We start from the raw sequence: 19,301 nt of genomic DNA, 5'->3' as shown, positions 1-19,301 counted from the left end.
TGGGAAGGACACGAACTGTGGAACAGCAGAGCTCAGAGAAGGTTCGTTGGGGCATTTTGGGATGCGGCGATGTCACGGAGGTGAAAAGCGGTCCGGCGTTGCAGAAGGTCGATCGGTCGGAGGTTCACTCCGTCATGCGCCGCGATCAAGACAAGGCCGCTGACTATGCGCGCCGCCACGGCGTGCCGGACTGGACGTCTGATGCATCAGCGCTTTTGGCCAATCCGGATCTTGACGCGATCTACATTGCCACGCCGCCCAATTCCCATAAGGACTATGCGATTGCGGCGCTTCGGGCGGGCAAAGACGTGCTGCTTGAGAAACCAATGGGCATGACGCCGGACGAGTGTGCCGCGATTGAAGCGGTTGTTCAGGAAACCGGCCGTAAGCTGTGTGTTGCCTATTACAGGCGCGCTCTGTCGCGGTTTGAGAAAATGCGCAAACTGGTGCAATCGGGCGCAATCGGCGAAGTGCGGCTGATTGAGGTGCGCCATTTCCTGACTGCCGAGACAAAGCCTGGTCAAGCTTGGAAACTGGATGAGGACACAGGCGGGGGCGGCTATTTCGTCGATGTGCAATCCCACACTCTGGACTGGCTGACCTATGTGTTCGGCGCGCCACGCGCGGCAACAGGCTTGAAGAAGCATCAGTCCAAGCTTTATCCGGCGGAAGATCTCGTCACATATCTTCTGGATTTCGAGACCATCTCCGCGGTCGGCCTGTGTGCCTATGCAATATCTGAGGAAGAAGAGAAGGTCATGATCCACGGTGACAAAGGTTCGGTCAGCATGAGTTTCTTTTCGGCCTGCCCAATTGAGCTGAGGCTGGACGGCACTGTTGCAACTTTGGAATATCCGGATCCCGAGCATGTGCACCAGCCCTTTATAGAACGGGTCATTGCACATTTTCTCGATGGTGCCCCCAATCCTTGCAGTGCCTCAGAGGGACGGTTGAGCACGGACTTGAAAACACGAATATTCCAAGGGTTCTAGACGTTCGCTCTGTTCGAGTTGTTGACACCTTTTGCGGGTTTAAAGGCGACAGTCGGGGAGGGCGGCTTTTGCCCATTCGCACGGTGCCTTGATGCTCGGCATCAAGACTGGTTCTATCGAAGTCTCGAATGGCGCTTTCCTTTCTGGTCCAGAGCGCTATTCTGAACAGGTTGGCCAGTTAATTCGGTGTCTCACCGGAAACAAGGCTTGAAGTCGGGACGCGCTTTGCGGCACAAGGAAGTAGAGTTCCCAATGCCGTCCGGCACGACATGAGGTCATTTGATGCAAGCCGAGTTCCAGGATCACGATGACAATTCCCACAAGCCGGAGGTGCGTGATGAGCGCGGCATGATCTCTGCCGAGTTTTATCGGCAGGTCGAAGAGGCCGTTGAAGCGCGTGATGTGGACGCGCTGCTCAATCTCACTCAGGATCTGCATGAAGCGGATCTTGGTGACATCATCGAGGCCCTTAATCCCAAGGATCGCGCCGACTTTCTTGAGCTTCTGGCTGATGACTTCGATTTTGTCGCGCTGGTTGAGCTTGGAGATTCCCTGCGTGCCAAGATCGTCGAGGCCCTGCCAAATGCTCGGTTGGCCGAGGGCATCAGCGAACTCGATTCGGACGACGCGGTTCTCATCCTTGAAGACATGGAAGAGGAAGACCGCAACGAGGTTCTGGCTGCTCTGCCGGCTTTGGAGCGGATGCACATCAATCGGTCTTTGGACTATCCGGAGGATTCGGCTGGCCGATTGATGCAGACGTCTTTTATCGCGGTCGCGCCGTTCTGGACCGTCGGCCAGACGATTGATTACATGCGTGAGACGCCGGATCTGCCGGACGTCTTTCACCAGATTTTTGTCATTGATCCGGGCTTTCGGCTGCTTGGTGACGTGTCTCTTAATACGCTCTTGCGCTCTCAGCGCTCGACCAAGATATCATCCATCCTGCATGAAGAACGTCATTTTGTCGAAGCAACGCAGGATCAAGAGGATGTCTCGAGGGTCTTCGAGCGTTATGACCTTTTGTCCGCTGCTGTGCTTGATGAAGGTGATCGTCTTGTCGGTGTCATCACCATTGATGACATCGTCGACGTCATTCATGAAGAGGCCGATGAAGACATCAAACGCCTTGGTGGTGTTGGCGCCGAGGAAATCACCGATACCGTCTTCGATACGGTCAAGTCGCGTTTCACCTGGCTGTCGGTCAATCTGCTGACGGCGATCATTGCGAGCTGGGTGATAGCCTTCTTTGATACCACGATCCAGCAGATGGTGGCTCTGGCTGTACTGATGCCGATTGTTGCCTCCATGGGGGGCAACGCTGCAACCCAGACCATGACGGTTGCCGTGCGAGCGCTCGCAACGCAGGAACTGGACAGCTTCAACGTGCTGCGTGTCGTGACCAGAGAAGTAACTGTGGCGGTGCTCAATGGGTTTGCTTTTGCCGTCATTCTGGGCCTGATTGCCACGTTCTGGTTTGACAGCTACCAGCTTGGTTTGGTCATCGGCACGGCTTTGGTGGTCAATCTCTTTTTTGCCGGTGTTTCGGGTATTCTCATTCCCATCGGGCTGACCAAGGTCGGTGCGGACCCAGCCATCGCTTCGGGGGTCTTTATCACCACGGTCACGGACGTGGTCGGGTTCTTTGCCTTTCTCGGGCTTGCCGGCTGGTGGTTCGGCCTTTCCTGAATTTTCTTTTTCCAGTCATAAGGAGTTTATCCGGTGACAGAACAGCCAAACCGAGCCGCGCCTCCCATCAAGGGGGTTCTGGAAACGCCGGTTTATGTCGATGATCTTGATGAGGCCCATGGCTTTTACAACGGCTTGCTCGGCTTTGAACGAATGATCAAAGGTCCCCGAATCTGCGCCTATAACGTTGCGCCGAGCCAGATTCTGATCGTGTGCCTGAGAGGGGCCTGTGACGCAGATAGTGAGATTGGTGGCGCCGTGGTTCCGGGGCACCGGATGGATGGGATCGGCCATTTCGCCTTCAGGATTTCAGCGCGGGATATCGACGGTTGGCAAGCCTATTTGGAAGCCAAGGGGATCAATATCGTGAGTCGGGCCAACTGGCCGCTTGGTGGGGAAAGCTTCTATTTTCGCGATCCGTTCGGCAACGTGGTGGAGCTTGCCACGGGCAATGTGTGGCCCAATGATCGAGATGCGGATTGATAGGGCCGTTTGGTTCAAGCGATCCGAGCGGCTTGAGACAGACTGAAGGGAGAATGAAATGCGACAAAGAGGTCTTGCGTTCGCGCTTTGTGGTGTGAGCCTGTTGGTCAGTGTTGCAGCATCAGAGCACGCCCTTGCTGCGAGAGGGGCGCAAAGTCCCTACGACACACTTTATGTCGTGACCAAGGACACCGCCATCCGCAGTGCGCCTGAGGTGGGATCCGCCATCAAGGCGCCCCTTGCCAAGGGCACCGAAGGGGTTGTCATGCGCTGGTGCAGACCCGAATTCAATTTCCGCTCCTGGGCCTATGGTTCAACCCGAGAGCGTCGCTCGATGCTCAAGCGGCATGCCTGCGAGATCAAGGTGAATGGTATCATAGGGTTTGTTGACGGCGCCGTTCTTGATCCCATGTGAGGCGGATATTGTGCGGAATGAATAAAGCGGGCCGGAGCCCGCTTTTTTATTCTATCTGAAATAAACCTCCACCTCCGGTGGAGGACTGGACAGGTTCTACATTTTCAGTAAGAGACCTCCTCACTTGAACCATTGGCGTGGTTTTAAGAAAGCAAGCGAGGAGGTTTTTATGGACAAAAATCACCTATCACACAGCACTTGGGACTGCAAATATCACGTGGTCTTCGGGTCCAAGTACCGCACCAAACGTCTCTACGGAGACTTGCGGCTTGAGTTGCGAGATCAATTTAGCAAAGTGGCATCCCAGAAAGGATGCCATATTGAGGAAGGGCATCTGATGCCTGACCATGTTCATATGTTGATCTCGATCCCACCCAAATATTCTGTGGCCCATATAGTGGGGTTCTTGAAAGGAAAAACGGCGCTTTACGTGGCAAACAAATATGCCCGGAAACGTCGTTACAAGGGATATCACTTTTGGGCACGTGGATACTTTGTCTCAACAACGGGCTATCAAGAGGAGGTCGTCAGACGCTATATCCGTAATCAGGAGAAGCAGGACAAGGCATCTGACTATGCCGATATGTTCAAGCCTAATTATTGAAACCTAACAAAACCACTTCTAGTGGTTCAAGCGAAGCGTCTCAAACCTCCCCCTCTGGGGGAGGTCATGACTTGCTGGACGTTGATCGGATCCTGATCCGTCAGCGTGAAGGGCGGGCCGGATTGGTGCGGGCGACGAAAAGGCCCGCAACAATGAAGAACAGCGCGAACACTGTCGAAACGGCCACATGCTCGGAGAGCAAGACCGCGCCCATGAGCACCCCGAAGATCGGGATGAGATTCATGAAGAGTCCGAAATAGCTGGCACCCACCGTCCATATCATGCGGTAGCGCAAGATGGTTGCCAGACCGGTTGGCAATAGGCCCAGATACAGCAGCGCGAACCATGCCTGAGTGTCCAGTGTGCCGAAATCGGGCAAACCTTGGTAGAAGCCAAGCGCCAACAGCTCGATGGATGACAGCCCCAGAATGATGGTCGCCAGCCGGGTTGGCGGAACGTCTTTGATCTGGCGGATCATCGCGCCGGATACGCCATAGCAAAGTGAGGCCCCGAGCACGGCGAGCTGGGCCAGAAGAGAGCTATCCCCGATGTTGGAGATCGCCTCGCCCCCGACGACGGTTGCAACGCCGGTCAAGCCCAGAGCAATCCCAATCAATTTGTAGATGTTGATCTTGTCATCCTCGGTCGTCAGATGACTGAGCACCAATGCGATGAAGGGGCCGGTTGCCAGCAAAAGGGATGTTATGCCCGCAGAAATGGACAATTCGGCCCATGAAATCAGCAAGAAGGGCATCGTGATGTTCAACAGTGATACCCCGATGAGAAACATCCATGTGCGAGGGGATGTCGGCAAGACGAGACCGCGATAGAGCGTCCATGGAATGAGCACCAGAAAGCCGATGCATACCCGCATGCCCGCCAGCCACACGGGACCCGTGAAGGGGACGGCAACCTTGATGGCAACGAAGGACGACGCCCAGATTAGCGTCAGAAAGAACAATATTGAAATGTCGCCCGGGGTGGGCTTGCGGATGGCGTGCGGGGGCATCGAGGGGGCCTTCTAGACTGGCTGCAAGAGGGCTAAGTACGACCAATCGGCATGATGATCAAGCACGGATCATATCCAGCGAGGCTTTCTCGATGGCAACGACTAAGTCTTGTCGCTCTCTTTCTCACTCGCTTTCTCTTTCTCACTCGCTTTCTCTGGCTGCAGATGCATCGCGAGCGTCTGGGATTGAGAGAAATATTGCCTGCGAATCAGGACGACGCCGACAAATGTGGTGGAGACGATCAGAACGCCGGGATGAATGAACCAGCCGAACAAAGCCAGCGAGAAAAAGAAGGATCTGAGGCCGAGATTGAAATGCCTGCCTGCCATGGCATTGAGATTGGCGGCCTGCCGGACGGCAATTTCCAGCTCCTTCTCGTCAGCGGTCTTGGCATAGGGCAGTCCGCCGATGAGGATCGAGCTGTAATTGAACAGCCTGTAAGCCCAGCCAAACTTGAAGAAGGCATAGACATAAATCAGAATGAGCAACAGCACCTTTGCTTCCCACAGGGCGCGGTTTGTCTCGACCGGTATCGACAGGTCATCGAAGACCCGAATCGCTGCTTCTGTCGAGTTGAGCATGGCAAATCCCCCCCCGATGGCAAGCAGCGAGGTGGAGGCAAAGAAAGCCGTTCCGTTCTGCAGTCCTGATATAATCGCGGTGTCGATCATGCGCAGGTCGCGGGTGGACATGTTGCGCATCCATCTCAGGCGATGACCATTCATCAAATGCGAGAGATTGTGATGCCTCAGGTGCGAGTGATCCACCACATAGGCGAAGGTGAGCCAGAAGGCGATGTACCAAAACAGAGCAACATAATCGAGAAGCGAGAACGGAATCATCGTTTTTATCCCATAAACGGGTGCCACACCGGCCATTCCAGGATGCAAAGGGATGTCATTTTCCCGGGCCTGTCATGGATTTGACACAATACGCACACTTTTCATTTTAGATAGCATATTGATTCCTAAAAGCAATTTAAACCTGATGGCAGGTGTGCACCAAATGCACGCCTTATTAGTTGCCAAATCCTTTCCAAGCGACTAACTAGGGGCCATACGCTTCACAGCTGCTAAGCACGTGAATGAGTTAGTCACCTGACAAGCTGAGGATATATGGACAAGGAAATCGACGTTTCTTGTTGGAGTGTCGCGATGAAAGCTGTTTTGGCGCTAGGCGCTGTTTTGGCCATCGTGTATTTCTTCGGAGCATTCGATACGTCTGCCATTGCAGCCGGTTAAGAACGCCAAGTCGTGTTCGCGACAGAAATAAAGCGTGGGTTCGCCCACGCTTTTTTTGTGCCTGATTGCTGCTGAAGTCGGTGCAAAGACATTCACAGGTTGGTTGCTTTTCCCCTCCGGCTTTCCCATTCTCGAAGCGAAACAGATATTTGAGGGGGATGAATGGCACAGTCTATTAATGTGACCTACGAGCAATTGATAGCCGAGGCTGAAGCCGAGATCGAGACCATCAGCGTTGAGCAGGCCAAGGCGCTCCTGAACGATGATGGCTATGTTTTCGTTGATATCAGGGACATTCGTGAGCTGGATCGACAGGGGCGCGTGCCCGGCGCGGTGCATGCCCCGCGCGGTATGCTCGAATTCTGGGTCTGCCCGACCAGTCCCTACCATCGGGACGTTTTTGCCCAAGACAAGACATTCATCTTCTTCTGTGCCGCAGGCTGGCGCAGTGCCCTTGCGACGCAACAGGTGCAGCGCATGGGCATGAGCCCGGTAGCGCATATTGCCGGGGGCTTTACTGCATGGAAGGAAGGCGGAGGCGCCGTGGAGACGAGCACGGAGACGGACCGGGATTGAACGTGGTCCGCACCGCAGGTCGAGCGTCTTTTTAAAGTCCGGGAATGATGCCGGTTGCCCAGCCTGCGAGCAGCAAAACCGCTGCGATGCCAAACAATTTGAACATGCCGCCGCCAGTTTCCATGGGAACATTGATGCGGGCCAGAGCGTGAATTCCGCCGTTCAGCATGTAGGCGTCGCAATCAACGGCTTTGGCCAGCGCCGGTGCATAGCCGTTGGTTCGGGCACCCGATGCACAAAAGAAGATGGCGGCTGGGGCACCATTGGTCTCGATGGGCCCCGAGAGTCCCGATAGCGGATGATGCAGGGCCGAGGGCACTTTCCGGCGAGCAAGCTCCATTTTCTCGCGCACGTCGATCAGGACCGCTCCCTGGTCGATAAGGGCTTTGGCCTCTTCGAAATTGATCTGTTTGACAATCTGTTTCTTCGCCATTGCGTTCTTTGATCCTTGTTGCGGCGGTCCGTGAGTGAGAATGCCATCCTAGCATTTGTGCCACGTGCAAGGGCACTCTGATCGGAACCGGCACTGGTTTCTTGAGCTCTAGGTGTCTTTGGGGGGAAGTGTGTCAGCCGAGCAATAGAGTTCCTTGAGCACCGAGAGCAGTTTCAGTGCATTCTCGTCAGAGAGAGAGTAATAAATGGTCTGGGCGTCCCGCTTTCCCTCGATCAAACCATCTTCGCGCATTTTCGCAAGGTGTTGCGAGAGCGCGCTTTGTGAGATCTGAAGCTTGTCTGCCAGACAATTGACCGACTTGTCCGGGCCGTCGACAAGTTGACACAGGATGCGCAGTCGATTGCTGTTGCCCAATAGCTTGAGGAGACGGGCGACTTCATCAGCCTGATCTGCCAAAGCCTCGATGGTAGGATCCGGGGTCATGGTTCACCTTGCAGCCCGATCGGTGTATCCGATCGTTTTTCCGGTTTCCGTTTTCCTGACTGTCAAAAGTGTGAAGGAGGGCAGACGGTGTGTCCGGATGTATAATTAGATAATTCTAATGTAATAATATTCGAATATAATATGAAGTCAACAGTTGAGTGTGCAGGGCTGTTGCCTCACACGAGCCGCATGGCTGAAGGTTTCGAATCAGTTTGCCGAAAATATAAATGGCTCAACGCGCCTGATGCCAAGCGCTCTGATGGGGGCAATCAGGATAGATCGGCGAGACAGGCGTCCACGATGGCTTCGATGGTGTCATATCGAGGCGACCAGTCGAGCACATCCTTGGCGCGGTCCGCCTGCATGCGCTGAGACCGGCCATAACCGGATGCCCAATTGCCCAACTGGTCCTGAATGTCCTCAAGGCTCACAACCTGGGTCTGCAGTGGCAGGTTCAAGCGCTCCGCAACAAGCTTGGCCACGTCACCGGCGGTTGCGCTTTTGATGGCTGTGGCATTGAGCAAAAGGCCATCACCGCCATGCTCGACCGCCCTTACATAGAGGTCGGCTATATCGTCGGCATGGATAAAGGGATGGTGTGTTTCGGGATCCTCAACGATTCTGATGCTGCCGTCTTCCTTGAGCGATTTGGCAAAGTTGGCAACGGTGCCGCGTTTGCCGTCAACCACATAGGCGGGATGGATCACGGTCAGAAGAAAGGACGGGCATGTCGCAAGTTCTTCGATGCTGTCGAGCATCCATGCAAATTCCGGAAGCGGGTCCAAGACATGACGTTCGGTGATCGGAATGATCGGAGCTTCGGGGTAGAGCCAGCATCCGCCGGTATAGATGAAGGGGATCTTGCGTTCCACGGGCATGTCCTGCGCAGCCTTGAGCAGGGAGGCGACGAGTTCGTGATCGACCTCTCCCATGTTGCTCTCGAATGTGGCAGCGGCGTGGACAATGGCGTCATGATCGAGCGCTTCGGTCACCCAGCCATCCGGTTCGGTGAGGCTGCCGCGAATCGGGGTGGCTCCCATGGCCTTTTGAAGCTCCGCGCTGGCATCAGACCGTGCGAGTGTCGTCACGCGATAGTTCTTTGCGTGCAGGGCGTTGACCACTGCCGTTCCGATCTGTCCTGTGCCTCCGGTGACGAAAATTCGCATGCAATGTGTTCCTTGATCCGCCTAAATAAGAACAGTGGCTGAAATGCCTAGAGCTTCAATCTATAGCAAAATGTGCATAAATCTATGACCAAGTTTTGGCAAAGTGCGCTCAGTCTTTATGCGCAATAAAGTCTCATGCTATGGACAGGCATGACAGTTCACATACTTAAATTATGCGTGGGTGTGGATAGTGCCGACGATCTGGAACGGTGGATTGAGCATCGCCAGACGCAGAAGGCCCTTTCAGGCGAGGCGCCCGAACACATCCACACCACGCGAATGTTCCCCAAGCGGCGGGATGAAATCCTTGATGGTGGCTCTCTTTATTGGGTTATCAAGGGGATGGTGCTGGCGCGTCAACCTATTCTCGATCTGCGGCAGACTGTCGGTGAGGATGGGATTTCGCGGTGCCAGATCGTCATGGAGCCAAAACTGGTGCGCACCGAAACGCTGCCAAGACGCGCTTTTCAGGGGTGGCGCTACTTCAACGTTGAAGACGCCCCCCGCGATCTTGGGGAACTGGGTGGAGGCGAGGACCTGCCGGAAGCCTTCCGCCGCGAGTTGGCTGAACTGGGGCTCTTGTAGCCCGAAGGCCTGTTTTCTTTCATGATTGTTGCATCGCAGGCGGGTTGCGCACGCGCCAATCCCACCCACATAATGGGTGAGGGCGCTATAAAGCTACGCTTGCTGTCACTTTGTCTTGCCATCCATCTTTTGCCTCCAGACAGGATCTGCTCGCAATGAACAAGAAACGCGATGAATTGACCAAGGGAACTGCCTCGGATCTTCAGCCGGAGACGGGGAAGGGTGAGGTTGCGTCTTTTCTGGCCAAGACGAAGATGGTTCGACAGGCACAGGAGCAGCAAGGGCTCAAGCCTGTGAGCGGCCATCTGGTGTTTGCGCTTGATGCCACCATGAGTCGCCAACCAACCTGGGATGTCGCCTGTTCACTGCAGAGCGACATGTTCGAAGTGGCCGCGGCGCATGGCGCGCTGGCCACACAGCTTGTCTATTTCCGCGGAACTGCCGAATGTCGGGCGAGCCGCTGGACCCGATCTGCGAGCGACATGATCGGGTGGATGGAGCGGTTTGATTGCCGTGCCGGCCGTACCCAGATCGGCCGCATTCTGCAGCATGTCAAGAATGAAGCGAATCGGACGCGCCTTGATGCGGTTGTCTATGTCGGAGACTGCCTAGAAGAGAATCCGGACGAGATTGCCGGGCTGGCGGGCGATATCGCCTTGCGCGGCATACCGGTTTTTGTCTTTCAGGAAGGAACCGACGCTCTTGCCACGACGATTTTCAAGGATGTTGCCCGGTTGACCGGCGGGGCCTATGCGCAGTTTGATTCGCATTCCAAGCACAAGCTTGCGGACTATCTCAAAGGCATCGCTGCCTATGCGGCTTCCGGGCGGGATGTGACGAGACTGCCACCGGAGTTGCGCAAGCAATTGCCAAAACCGTCTCGCTAGCGATTGACCTTCCCCGCCTACGCTTTACATATGACAAAGAGATCCTGTGACGAAGAGATCTTGGCTGTCAGGCCTGACGCACGATAGGGCGGGCGGGATGTCTGTCGCGTACAATCAGTCGGGCCATCTGGGCTGGACTTCAGCGGGGATGATGGGTCAAGCTCGGTACTTCCCCAATCACTTGGATGGCGTGGCAGTGCAGCACGATCCTCAAATGCTTCAGTCGGATGGCACGATGATTTATCTAGTCGGCGGACTTCTTCTTTTTGTTTCTCTGGTTCTGCTGGGCCGCTGGGCGGCCTATGCCAATACGGCTGACATCGTGAAGATCGGCTATCGGATTGCCGCGGGCATCACGGGGCTGTTTTCGCTGCTCTTGATGGTCAGGGGCCAATGGATGCTGGCTGTGCCCGTTGCTCTGGTGGCGTGGGGGATGTTTCGGCGCAAGCCCTCGTCAGCCGGGGCTGACCGGTCCAGCGGGCGCGGATCGACCGTTCGGACCGCCGCCTTGGAAATGACGCTTGATCACGATACGGGCATCATCATCGGGCGTGTATTGGCCGGGCATTATGAAGGGCGGGACCTGGACAGTCTGTCAGAGGCTGAATTGCACAGCCTCTGGCAGGAAATCGGGAGTGATCGGGAAAGTCGCGATCTACTCGAGGCCTATCTTGACGGCCGGAGCGCCAACTGGCGTGACGCATTCGATGCTGATCCGGCAACGGGGGAAGCTGGAACGGCGGACTCGGGCCCCATGACCAAGGAGGAAGCTTATGAGATTCTTGGGCTTTCTGCGGGCGCCGACGAAGCGGAAATTGTTGCTGCGCACAGGCGTCTGATGAAGCGGGTCCACCCCGACCAGGGGGGCTCCACCTTTCTTGCTACCAAGATCAATGCTGCCAAGGCCGTCTTGTTGCGAAAACATGGCTGATCTCCAAATACTCAATGAACTCACGGATTCAGCGCCAGACAGGCGAACTTCTGTTTCTTCAGGATTGCGCAGGTGTTGCGGGCTGCGGTCTTGGACTCAAACCCAGCAAACCGTGCGCGATAGAGGGTCAGGTCACCCTTTTCAACGGTCTCGGTGTGGTTGACCCGGGCCACCAGCAGTTTCTCGTTGCGGGCGCGAGCCTTGGCGAGAAGATTGTTGGCAAGATCGAGAGTGCGCGTTGCGCCGAGCTGGATCTGCCATCCCGATGGCGTTGCCTGTTTGGGCGCGGCAAGCGGGATAGGTGGCTGATGGGTGGACAGATCACCGATTGCGTCGTTGGCTGGGCGCGGTAATGGCGGCACGGCCAGCGAAGCGGTGGTGATTCTTGCCTTTTGGGTTGCCGGCCGCGTCTGCGGCATGGCAACCAGATCGATCGGGGCCGGGGTGATCGATTTGATATCACGCGGGGCCTGATAGGCGGTGACCATCGGAAGGCCGACAGGTTCCAGTTTCGCCTTTGGCAGGCGAATGGTCGAAGCCAGCTTGATGTATCTGTTCGGAGGAGCAACCACCAGAGCGGTCCGCCGTGCGCCGGTTTTGGCCTTGGGCAGGTAAGTCTTGATCAGTTTGCGCATGTGGGCATCGCGGGAGCGACCGGTCCGGCCTCCCATGACAACGGCCACGATGTGCCGATTACGAGCCTTGACGTTTGTGACAAGATTGAATCCAGAAGCCCGGGTGTAGCCGGTCTTGATGCCGTCCACGCCCTTCACATGACCGAGAAGGCGGTTATGGTTGCCGAAGCGTCGCTTGCCATATTTGAAGCTGCGCGTGCTGAAATACTTGTAGTAGCCCGGGAAACGGTCCTGCAGCGCACGACCGAGAAGGGCCATGTCAGCCGCTGTGGTCTTCTGGGACCGGTTGGGAAGGCCGGAGGCATTGCGGAAGGTGGTCCGCTTCATGCCGATGGCGCGAGCCTCCATCGTCATCATCTTGCCAAACTTGCTCTCGGAGCCGCCGATATTCTCAGCGACCACAGAGGCAACATCGTTGGCCGATTTGGTAACGAGCGCATAGATCGCGTTGCGAACGCTGATCGTGCTTCCGGGGCGCAGACCCAGTTTGGAAGGCGGGCGACCGGAGGCATATTTTGAAACCTTCAGCGGGGTGCTGAGTTTCAACTTGCCGCTCTCCAGACGATCAAAGACCATGTAGAGGGTCATCATCTTGGTGAGAGAGGCTGGATAGCGCGGTGCGTTGGCGTGGCGCGAGAAAAGCACCTTGCCGCTCTTCACATCGATCACATAGGCCGCATACTTGGAGTTTGCATGGGCCTGATCGATGTGGACAATCGGAGAAAACACCAGGGTGAGGGCTGCGGCGGCCGTCATGACCGGGCGCGGAAGCCGCAGGCGTCGAATGGCATTGAACGCTACTCTGTACACGTGACGTCCTTTGAAGTTCACTTATGTGACGGCAAACTTGCTCGTCATATTGGGGATTTTTCGGGGCAAAATTATGCCTTTGTCGTTCCGTTTACCTAGCCTAGGAAATCTCGGTTAGGAAAAGGTAAAAATTGTTGGATCAAGTGCAATTTGCAAAAGAAAATCGCAGCGACAGGGTTAAGCAATTTTTGGTAAATCATTGACGCAAATGACCAAATCAATAACAATTCAGTTATTTGGTAATGAGGGTTGTTGCCCTTACAATATCAGTGTTTTGTGCTTACATTGTTGGATGGAACAGGGTCGCCTTTCCATTGGGTGCCACGGCCTATTGAATGGTGACCGACATGAAAAGAGAGATGTTGACCGGATGAGGCCACATACCGGCCTTCGATCCGGTTCGGAAGATGGCTTGATAAGGCCGAAGAAAAGTTTTGGAGACAGTCTGGGCAATGAGCAAGGATATTCGCCGCGTGGATGATGACAATGAGATTGGGGTGGCCACAAAGACCAAGCCCAAGACCAAGCGTCCGAATATGTATCGTGTTCTTCTGTTGAATGATGACTTCACTCCCATGGAATTTGTAATCCATGTCCTTGAAGCCTTTTTCAACAAGGGTCGGGAAGATGCGACCCGGATCATGTTGCATGTCCATCATCACGGTGTGGGTGAATGTGGTGTGTTCACCTATGAGGTGGCCGAGACCAAGGTGTCTCAGGTCATGGATTTCGCCCACAAACATCAACACCCGTTGCAATGCATTATGGAAAAGAAGTGAGGAACGCTAGTGCCATCATTTTCTAACAGTCTGGAAATCGCCCTGCACAAAGCCCTGATGGCCGCCAATGAGCGCTCTCAGGAATATGCCACACTCGAGCATCTGTTGCTGGCGCTTGTTGACGATAGCGACGCAGCGGCAGTGATGCGTGCATGCGGGGTCGATTTGCGCGTGTTAGAAAGCAATCTGCTCGACTATATCGACAATGAACTTTCCAATCTCGTGCATGAGAAAGGCGAGGATGCCAAGCCTACAGCAGGCTTCCAGCGCGTTATTCAACGCGCGGTGATCCACGTCCAGTCATCAGGACGCGAAGAGGTGACCGGGGCCAATGTGCTGGTTGCGATCTTTGCCGAACGTGAAAGCCACGCTGCCTTCTTTCTGCATGATCAGGAAATGACTCGCTATGACGCGGTCAACTACATCTCGCACGGCATCGCCAAGGCGCCGGGCATGTCCGAAGGTGTGTCTCCCAGCGGTATCGAAGACGAGGATGACGAGGACTTCAGTGTTGATGGCGAAGAAGATGAGGGTGGCAAGACCGAGGCCCTGAAAGCCTATGCGGTCAACCTCAACGAGAAGGCTGCAAACGGCAAGATCGATATTCTGATCGGCCGCGATGCCGAGATCCATCGGACCATTCAGGTGCTGTGTCGCCGGTCCAAGAACAATCCGCTGTTTGTTGGGGATCCGGGCGTTGGCAAAACCGCCATTGCCGAAGGGCTGGCCAAACGCATTGTCGAGGACAAGGTGCCAGATGTTCTCAAGGGCGCGACCATCTTCTCGCTCGATATGGGAACCCTCTTGGCCGGAACGCGCTATCGCGGTGATTTCGAAGAGCGCCTCAAGCGGGTGATCAAGGAAATCGAAGAGTTTGACGGAGCCATCCTGTTTATCGACGAGATCCACACGGTGATTGGGGCTGGTGCCACCTCCGGCGGTGCCATGGATGCTTCGAACCTGCTCAAACCGTCGCTTGCTTCGGGCAATCTCAGATGCATGGGCTCGACCACCTATAAGGAATATCGCCAGTTCTTCGAGAAGGACCGCGCTCTCGTGCGCCGTTTCCAGAAGATCGACGTCAATGAGCCGTCCATCCCGGATGCGATTGATATCCTCAAGGGTCTCAAGCCCTATTTTGAGGATTATCACAGCGTGAAATTCTCCAATGACGCGATCAAGACGGCGGTTGAGCTGTCCGCGCGCTATATTCATGACCGCAAACTGCCGGACAAGGCGATTGATGTGATCGACGAGACCGGAGCCGCACAGCAATTGCTGCCAAGCTCCCGTCGCCGCAAGAGCATTTCGGTCAAGGAAGTCGAGGCGACCATCGCGACCATGGCGCGGATTCCACCCAAAACTGTCTCCAAGGATGACAAGGAGGTTCTCTCAAGCCTCGAAATCAACCTCAAGCGGATGGTTTATGGTCAGGATCAGGCCATTGATGCCCTGACCAGCCAGATCAAGCTGGCTCGTGCCGGGCTGCGCGAGCCCGAAAAGCCGATCGGCAACTATCTCTTCTCTGGTCCCACTGGTGTCGGTAAGACCGAGGTGGCCCGGCAGCTTGCTGAATTGCTCGGGGTCGAGTTGCTGCGGTTTGACATGTCAGAATATATGGAACGTCATACCATCTCGCGTCTGATCGGTGCCCCTCCGGGCTATGTCGGGTTTGATCAGGGTGGTCTTCTGACTGATGGCGTTGATCAGCAGCCTCACTGCGTGCTGTTGCTTGACGAGGTGGAGAAGGCCCATCCGGATCTTTTCAACATCCTCTTGCAGGTCATGGACCACGGCAAGCTGACCGACCATAACGGCAAGCATGTGGATTTCCGGAATGTCATCCTGATCATGACCACCAACGCCGGGGCAACCGAAATGGACAAGCCTGTGATGGGCTTTACCCAGGTGGCGCGGTCTGGTGATGATGAAGAGGCGATCAACAAGCTGTTTACGCCTGAATTCCGAAACCGGCTTGATGCGGTCATTCCGTTCACCACGCTGCCGACTGACGTCGTGCATCAGGTGGTGCGCAAGTTTGTCATGCAGCTCGAAGCCCAGCTCGCCGATCGTGGCGTGACCTTCGAGTTGACCGATGCTGCCACCGCTTGGCTCGCCAAGAAGGGATATGATCCGAAGATGGGTGCGCGTCCGCTTGGCCGTGTCATTCAGGAGCATATCAAGCGGCCATTGGCCGAGGAAATCCTGTTCGGCAAGCTCGTGAAAGGCGGAACCGTGCGCGTCGATATCGATCTCGACAATATGGAAAAACTCTTCCTGACGGTCATCGAAGAGCCGCCGGTCGCTCCGAAAAAGTCCAAGGGCGGCAAGGCGGCGAAGGCCGAAGACGAACCATCAGAGGATACCAAGGCCTCCTCGGATGAAGGCGACAGCCCCAAGAAGCCCAAGCGGCGCTCGGCGGCAAGCAAGAAATCGTCGGTTCCACGGATCGCCAAAGTCGACAAGAAATAAGAAATAGATGAGAGGCGCCGGGTGGCCAACACCCGGCGTTTTGCTTTGCAATGTTTCCCAATCTACCCCCATGGCTGCGCCTTCTTCTGCTGTATTTTGCCTTTGCGATTGCGGCCCTGATGGGGGCGAGTGCAACGATGAGAGCCGCTTTCCCGAACGGGATTTTCGGCTCGCTGATCGATCCTTACACAGGCCGGCCGGACGTGAGTGAATTGGTCAAGAATATTCTCACGCTGGCCGCCGGTTATATGCTTCTTATTACATTGATTTATCAGCGCTTCTTTGATGGCGACGAGTGATCGGATACCCGGCTGCGCAAGGGGCGGCGGTTTCGTCAGGGTGCAAGATATCCAGTCTCTTGCATGGCTCCTATTCGTTCGCCCCCTTTATTTTGCAGTTTAATGGTCGTAAATTCCCCGAATCCTGTGGTCTCATGATCCGAGACGCTATCTATGAGGTGAGGCCGTGCTTTCGGCACTTGGGATTCTGATTGCAGCTCTTGGCGGGTTGATGTTTGTACCTGCCATTATCGATCTGGCGATTTTCAACGAAGATTGGCAAACCTTTGTGGGTGGAGGGGCCATCTCGGTGGCGTTTGGTGTTGCGCTTTTTCTGGCCATGCGTGGGCAGGAAGGGGAGTGGACCATCCGCAAATCCATCATGTTCGTCAACGGCATCTGGATCTCGGTCAGCCTGTTTGCGTCTCTGCCGCTCTATTTCTCCTCTCTTCATCTCAGTTTTGTCGATGCCTTCTTCGAAACTGTCTCGGGACTGACGACGACCGGCTCAACTGTTCTGAGCGGGCTGGATACCATGGCGCCGGGGCTCTTGTTCTGGCGGTCCTTCATGCAATGGATTGGCGGCTTGGGGATCGTTGCCATCAGTGTGACCATCCTGCCGATGATCGGCTCTGGTGGTCAAAGGCTCTTCTTTCTGGAATCGTCTGAGCAGAGCGACAATCCCTATCCGCGGATTCGCGAGTTTGCTGCCAAGATTGCGTTGGTCTACTCGACGCTGACCCTTGCCTGCGCGCTGTCCTATTACCTGCTTGGCATGACATTCTTTGAAGCCATCAACCATGCGATGACGACCTTGTCGACCGGCGGCTATTCGACATCGGACAATTCGATGGGGCACTTCAACAGCCTTGGCATCCTCTCGGTGGCGTCCTTGTTCATGTTCTTTGGCGGGATGCCTTTTCTTTACATGATCCGTTTTTTCTCGGCGGACAGACCAAAAGATCCGCAGATTTCGCTCTATTTATACGGCGTCATATTCGCAACGCTGGTCATCTTTTTCTTCAAGCAGGGCTTGGCACCCGGTGGCAGGGTTGAGGATCTTGTTCTCAGCCTGTTTGATGTCATTTCCATCGTTACGACAACAGGTTATGGCGCTGGTGACTATCAGCTCTGGGGGCCGCTATTCGGCGTGTTCTTCTTTGTCCTGACCTTCTTTGGCGGCTGTTCGGGGTCAACCGCGGGCGGGCTGAAGCAGTTTCGGTTCGTGGTGTCCTGGCTGGTGATCAAGGAGGCTGCGGCCAAGCTGATTTACCCCAACCGAGCGGTCCCGACGCGTTATGGCATGCGCGTGGTCGACAATGCCATGGCGGCGTCAACGCTCTGTCTGGTGTTTCTCTTCTTCGCAACCTTCGTCGTGTTCGCCATTTTGTTGCAGGCGACGGGGCTTGATTTCGTCACGGCGATTTCTGCTTCAGCGACTGCGGTGGCCAATGTCGGGCCGGGGCTTGGAGACATCATCGGCCCGGCGGGCAATTTCTCCTCGCTCCCCGATTTCGCCAAATGGCTGCTGGCAATCGAGATGATCTTGGGCCGCTTGGAAATTCTCTCAGGGTTGGCCCTGTTTACCTATGATTTCTGGCGCTGGTAAGCCATTGTCTTTGCGCCATGGGGCTGCTCGGTTTCTTTGACCTTGGCCTTATTGTCTGCTCTGAACAGATGTGCCAAGTTGTAGCAACCTGCCACAAACACATGATTTCATGACCAGCAATCTTTCACCCAGTCTCGAGCCGGAAGGGGCTTCGGAGGAACAGCTTTCTGCCCTTGTCTGGTACGGGCGCGGGGTGCGAAATCTGCTTTCAACCCCGGCGCTGGTGCTTACTTTTTCCTTTCTCGGGTTCGGTGGCTTTGCGCGGGAGAGTGGCATCGAGCTTGTGCATGCCATGTTCATGACGCTGGTCATCTGGGCGCTGCCAAGTGCGGTGGTGCTCATTGGCGGCATTGCGTCCGGGGCAGGGGTGCTGACGATCGCAGCTGCCGTGACGCTGGCATCCGTGCGCATGATGCCGATGATGGTCGCGCTGGTGCCGGTTCTAAGGGACAAGAAGACACCGAAATGGCAGCTTTACGGACTGTCCCACGTGACTGCCATCACCGCATGGGTTTTCGGGATGAGCCGGTTGCCCTCATTGCCACGGTATGCCCGAGTTGCCTACTACGCTGGCTTTTCGGTAAGCCTCAGCCTGATCAATGTGGGCGTGACCGGGCTTGGATTTGCCATTGCCGGTGCGGTGCCTTCGGTGGTGGCTGCTGCGCTGTTTCTCACCACGCCGCTTTATTTCATGCTGACGCTGCCAAGCGCAGCCCATCACCTTTCTGATCGTCTTGCGCTGATCTTCGGGTTTGGGCTTGGGCCTGTCTTTGCCCTGATCGTTCCGGATGTCGACCTTCTGGCGACGGGGCTCGTGGGTGGCGTTGGGGCCTATGTCATTGGATATATCAGGAGGCGAGGGAGATGAACCTGACGTTCGATACGTTTGATGCTGCCTGGTGGCCTTTTCTGTTCATTCTTCTTGCGGGTTCTCTGCCCACGGATATCTGGCGCTGGTTCGGGGTGAGTTTTGCCGGTCGCCTGAGGGATGACAGTGAGTGGATCCTGCTGGCCCGTGCGGTGGCCAATGCGCTTGTGGCCGGCGTGATCATGCGGCTCATTCTGTTTCCGACCGGTGCGCTTGTCGACATTCCTGTCTGGATCCGGCTTGTGGCTGTCGGGATGGCGGTCGGGCTCTATTTTGGCCTTTATCGCAATCTGCTTCTTGCGGTCGCATTGGGGGGAGGCTGCCTTGTCGGGCTGTCCCTGCTGGTTGGCGTCACCTTTTCCGGATAGGCCTTAGACGCCAAAGAAAAAGGCCC

21 protein-coding genes are annotated in these 19,301 nt (G+C 55.6%); 15 read left to right on the top strand and 6 right to left on the bottom strand.

Annotated features, from left to right (window positions below; all coding sequences use genetic code 11):
• Positions 1 to 17: 17 nt before the first annotated feature.
• The 5 genes from CPH65_RS21205 (at position 18) to tnpA (ending at position 4,183) form a co-directional block, all read left to right on the top strand.
• Positions 18 to 992: a Gfo/Idh/MocA family protein gene (locus CPH65_RS21205; RefSeq protein WP_172891562.1), complete on the top strand. Its 975-nt coding sequence runs from the start codon at positions 18 to 20 to the stop codon at positions 990 to 992.
• Positions 993 to 1,274: 282 nt separating this feature from the next.
• Positions 1,275 to 2,681 (top strand): magnesium transporter, encoded by a 1,407-nt coding sequence (gene mgtE / locus CPH65_RS21200; RefSeq protein WP_096175685.1) that lies wholly within the window; start codon positions 1,275 to 1,277, stop codon positions 2,679 to 2,681.
• 33 nt (positions 2,682 to 2,714) lie between these two features.
• Positions 2,715 to 3,164: a VOC family protein gene (locus CPH65_RS21195; protein ID WP_096175684.1), complete on the top strand. Its 450-nt coding sequence runs from the start codon at positions 2,715 to 2,717 to the stop codon at positions 3,162 to 3,164.
• Positions 3,165 to 3,222: 58 nt separating this feature from the next.
• On the top strand, positions 3,223 to 3,579 hold the full coding sequence (locus CPH65_RS21190) for a hypothetical protein (RefSeq protein ID WP_096175683.1): 357 nt from the start codon (positions 3,223 to 3,225) through the stop codon (positions 3,577 to 3,579).
• Between the two features lie 169 nt (positions 3,580 to 3,748).
• Entirely contained in the window at positions 3,749 to 4,183 is a 435-nt protein-coding gene (gene tnpA / locus CPH65_RS21185) for an IS200/IS605 family transposase (RefSeq protein ID WP_096175682.1), read from the top strand.
• 100 nt (positions 4,184 to 4,283) lie between these two features.
• Here tnpA and CPH65_RS21180 read toward each other — a convergent pair whose 3' ends face one another.
• Together CPH65_RS21180 and CPH65_RS21175 are read right to left on the bottom strand one after the other, a co-directional pair.
• Entirely contained in the window at positions 4,284 to 5,192 is a 909-nt protein-coding gene (locus CPH65_RS21180) for a DMT family transporter (protein ID WP_096175681.1), read from the bottom strand.
• A gap of 102 nt (positions 5,193 to 5,294) precedes the next feature.
• Positions 5,295 to 6,035: a DUF599 domain-containing protein gene (locus CPH65_RS21175; protein WP_096176557.1), complete on the bottom strand. Its 741-nt coding sequence runs from the start codon at positions 6,033 to 6,035 to the stop codon at positions 5,295 to 5,297.
• 561 nt (positions 6,036 to 6,596) lie between these two features.
• On the opposite strand from CPH65_RS21175, the gene CPH65_RS21170 reads away from it, so the two are divergent.
• Complete coding sequence (locus tag CPH65_RS21170; protein ID WP_096175680.1) at positions 6,597 to 7,010, top strand: rhodanese-like domain-containing protein; 414 nt, start codon at positions 6,597 to 6,599, stop codon at positions 7,008 to 7,010.
• A 31-nt stretch (positions 7,011 to 7,041) separates the two neighbouring features.
• On the opposite strand, the gene CPH65_RS21165 is transcribed toward CPH65_RS21170, so the two are convergent.
• The 3 genes from CPH65_RS21165 to CPH65_RS21155 all read right to left on the bottom strand — a co-directional run bounded on the left by CPH65_RS21165 (position 7,042) and on the right by CPH65_RS21155 (position 9,053).
• Positions 7,042 to 7,443 (bottom strand): rhodanese-like domain-containing protein, encoded by a 402-nt coding sequence (locus CPH65_RS21165; RefSeq protein ID WP_096175679.1) that lies wholly within the window; start codon positions 7,441 to 7,443, stop codon positions 7,042 to 7,044.
• 108 nt (positions 7,444 to 7,551) lie between these two features.
• Positions 7,552 to 7,887: a helix-turn-helix transcriptional regulator gene (locus CPH65_RS21160; protein ID WP_096175678.1), complete on the bottom strand. Its 336-nt coding sequence runs from the start codon at positions 7,885 to 7,887 to the stop codon at positions 7,552 to 7,554.
• A 269-nt stretch (positions 7,888 to 8,156) separates the two neighbouring features.
• Positions 8,157 to 9,053: an NAD-dependent epimerase/dehydratase family protein gene (locus CPH65_RS21155; RefSeq protein WP_096175677.1), complete on the bottom strand. Its 897-nt coding sequence runs from the start codon at positions 9,051 to 9,053 to the stop codon at positions 8,157 to 8,159.
• Between the two features lie 150 nt (positions 9,054 to 9,203).
• Here CPH65_RS21155 and CPH65_RS21150 point away from each other — a divergent pair, with 150 nt between their 5' ends.
• The 3 genes from CPH65_RS21150 (at position 9,204) to CPH65_RS21140 (ending at position 11,456) form a co-directional block, all read left to right on the top strand.
• The gene (locus tag CPH65_RS21150) at positions 9,204 to 9,638 is read left to right on the top strand and encodes a DUF1489 family protein (protein ID WP_096176556.1); all 435 of its coding nucleotides are present in this window, start codon (positions 9,204 to 9,206) and stop codon (positions 9,636 to 9,638) included.
• A gap of 155 nt (positions 9,639 to 9,793) precedes the next feature.
• Positions 9,794 to 10,525, top strand: coding sequence for a hypothetical protein (locus CPH65_RS21145; protein ID WP_096175676.1), 732 nt, complete (start codon positions 9,794 to 9,796; stop codon positions 10,523 to 10,525).
• A gap of 235 nt (positions 10,526 to 10,760) precedes the next feature.
• Positions 10,761 to 11,456, top strand: a complete 696-nt coding sequence (locus tag CPH65_RS21140) for a DnaJ domain-containing protein (protein WP_096176555.1) — start codon at positions 10,761 to 10,763, stop codon at positions 11,454 to 11,456.
• A gap of 20 nt (positions 11,457 to 11,476) precedes the next feature.
• Here CPH65_RS21140 and CPH65_RS21135 read toward each other — a convergent pair whose 3' ends face one another.
• The gene (locus CPH65_RS21135; RefSeq protein WP_244574473.1) at positions 11,477 to 12,901 is read right to left on the bottom strand and encodes a serine hydrolase; all 1,425 of its coding nucleotides are present in this window, start codon (positions 12,899 to 12,901) and stop codon (positions 11,477 to 11,479) included.
• 452 nt (positions 12,902 to 13,353) lie between these two features.
• On the opposite strand from CPH65_RS21135, the gene clpS reads away from it, so the two are divergent.
• The 6 genes from clpS (at position 13,354) to CPH65_RS21105 (ending at position 19,275) form a co-directional block, all read left to right on the top strand.
• Positions 13,354 to 13,680: an ATP-dependent Clp protease adapter ClpS gene (clpS, locus tag CPH65_RS21130; RefSeq protein ID WP_096175675.1), complete on the top strand. Its 327-nt coding sequence runs from the start codon at positions 13,354 to 13,356 to the stop codon at positions 13,678 to 13,680.
• A 9-nt stretch (positions 13,681 to 13,689) separates the two neighbouring features.
• Positions 13,690 to 16,152, top strand: a complete 2,463-nt coding sequence (gene clpA, locus CPH65_RS21125) for an ATP-dependent Clp protease ATP-binding subunit ClpA (protein ID WP_096175674.1) — start codon at positions 13,690 to 13,692, stop codon at positions 16,150 to 16,152.
• Positions 16,153 to 16,202: 50 nt separating this feature from the next.
• Positions 16,203 to 16,451 carry a hypothetical protein gene (locus CPH65_RS21120; protein ID WP_096175673.1) on the top strand — a complete coding sequence of 83 codons (249 nt, stop codon included), beginning with the start codon at positions 16,203 to 16,205 and terminating at the stop codon, positions 16,449 to 16,451.
• 166 nt (positions 16,452 to 16,617) lie between these two features.
• Positions 16,618 to 18,039 (top strand): TrkH family potassium uptake protein, encoded by a 1,422-nt coding sequence (locus tag CPH65_RS21115; RefSeq protein ID WP_096175672.1) that lies wholly within the window; start codon positions 16,618 to 16,620, stop codon positions 18,037 to 18,039.
• Between the two features lie 109 nt (positions 18,040 to 18,148).
• Entirely contained in the window at positions 18,149 to 18,907 is a 759-nt protein-coding gene (locus CPH65_RS21110; protein ID WP_096175671.1) for an AzlC family ABC transporter permease, read from the top strand.
• Positions 18,904 to 19,275, top strand: a complete 372-nt coding sequence (locus tag CPH65_RS21105) for an AzlD domain-containing protein (protein ID WP_096175670.1) — start codon at positions 18,904 to 18,906, stop codon at positions 19,273 to 19,275. Before CPH65_RS21110 ends, CPH65_RS21105 begins: the two co-directional genes overlap by 4 nt.
• The last annotated feature ends 26 nt before the right edge of the window (positions 19,276 to 19,301 follow it).

Source organism: Cohaesibacter sp. ES.047, from assembly GCF_900215505.1.
Classification (GTDB): Bacteria; Pseudomonadota; Alphaproteobacteria; order Rhizobiales; family Cohaesibacteraceae; genus Cohaesibacter.
Note: the sequence above shows the minus strand (reverse complement) of the source record. Positions and strands in the feature narration are given on the sequence as shown.

Excerpts from the sequence above, each read along its gene's own strand:
- CPH65_RS21190 (WP_096175683.1), top strand. The coding sequence starts at position 3,223 with ATGCGACAAAGAGGTCTTGCGTTCGCGCTTTGTGGTGTGAGCCTGTTG.
- tnpA (WP_096175682.1), top strand. The coding sequence starts at position 3,749 with ATGGACAAAAATCACCTATCACACAGCACTTGGGACTGCAAATATCAC.
- CPH65_RS21145 (WP_096175676.1), top strand. The coding sequence starts at position 9,794 with ATGAACAAGAAACGCGATGAATTGACCAAGGGAACTGCCTCGGATCTT.
- CPH65_RS21160 (WP_096175678.1), bottom strand. The coding sequence starts at position 7,887 with ATGACCCCGGATCCTACCATCGAGGCTTTGGCAGATCAGGCTGATGAA.
- CPH65_RS21155 (WP_096175677.1), bottom strand. The coding sequence starts at position 9,053 with ATGCGAATTTTCGTCACCGGAGGCACAGGACAGATCGGAACGGCAGTG.
- CPH65_RS21165 (WP_096175679.1), bottom strand. The coding sequence starts at position 7,443 with ATGGCGAAGAAACAGATTGTCAAACAGATCAATTTCGAAGAGGCCAAA.
- CPH65_RS21150 (WP_096176556.1), top strand. The coding sequence starts at position 9,204 with ATGACAGTTCACATACTTAAATTATGCGTGGGTGTGGATAGTGCCGAC.
- CPH65_RS21120 (WP_096175673.1), top strand. The coding sequence starts at position 16,203 with ATGTTTCCCAATCTACCCCCATGGCTGCGCCTTCTTCTGCTGTATTTT.
- CPH65_RS21110 (WP_096175671.1), top strand. The coding sequence starts at position 18,149 with ATGACCAGCAATCTTTCACCCAGTCTCGAGCCGGAAGGGGCTTCGGAG.
- CPH65_RS21180 (WP_096175681.1), bottom strand. The coding sequence starts at position 5,192 with ATGCCCCCGCACGCCATCCGCAAGCCCACCCCGGGCGACATTTCAATA.
- CPH65_RS21140 (WP_096176555.1), top strand. The coding sequence starts at position 10,761 with ATGATTTATCTAGTCGGCGGACTTCTTCTTTTTGTTTCTCTGGTTCTG.
- mgtE (WP_096175685.1), top strand. The coding sequence starts at position 1,275 with ATGCAAGCCGAGTTCCAGGATCACGATGACAATTCCCACAAGCCGGAG.
- clpS (WP_096175675.1), top strand. The coding sequence starts at position 13,354 with ATGAGCAAGGATATTCGCCGCGTGGATGATGACAATGAGATTGGGGTG.
- CPH65_RS21170 (WP_096175680.1), top strand. The coding sequence starts at position 6,597 with ATGGCACAGTCTATTAATGTGACCTACGAGCAATTGATAGCCGAGGCT.
- CPH65_RS21175 (WP_096176557.1), bottom strand. The coding sequence starts at position 6,035 with ATGATTCCGTTCTCGCTTCTCGATTATGTTGCTCTGTTTTGGTACATC.
- CPH65_RS21105 (WP_096175670.1), top strand. The coding sequence starts at position 18,904 with ATGAACCTGACGTTCGATACGTTTGATGCTGCCTGGTGGCCTTTTCTG.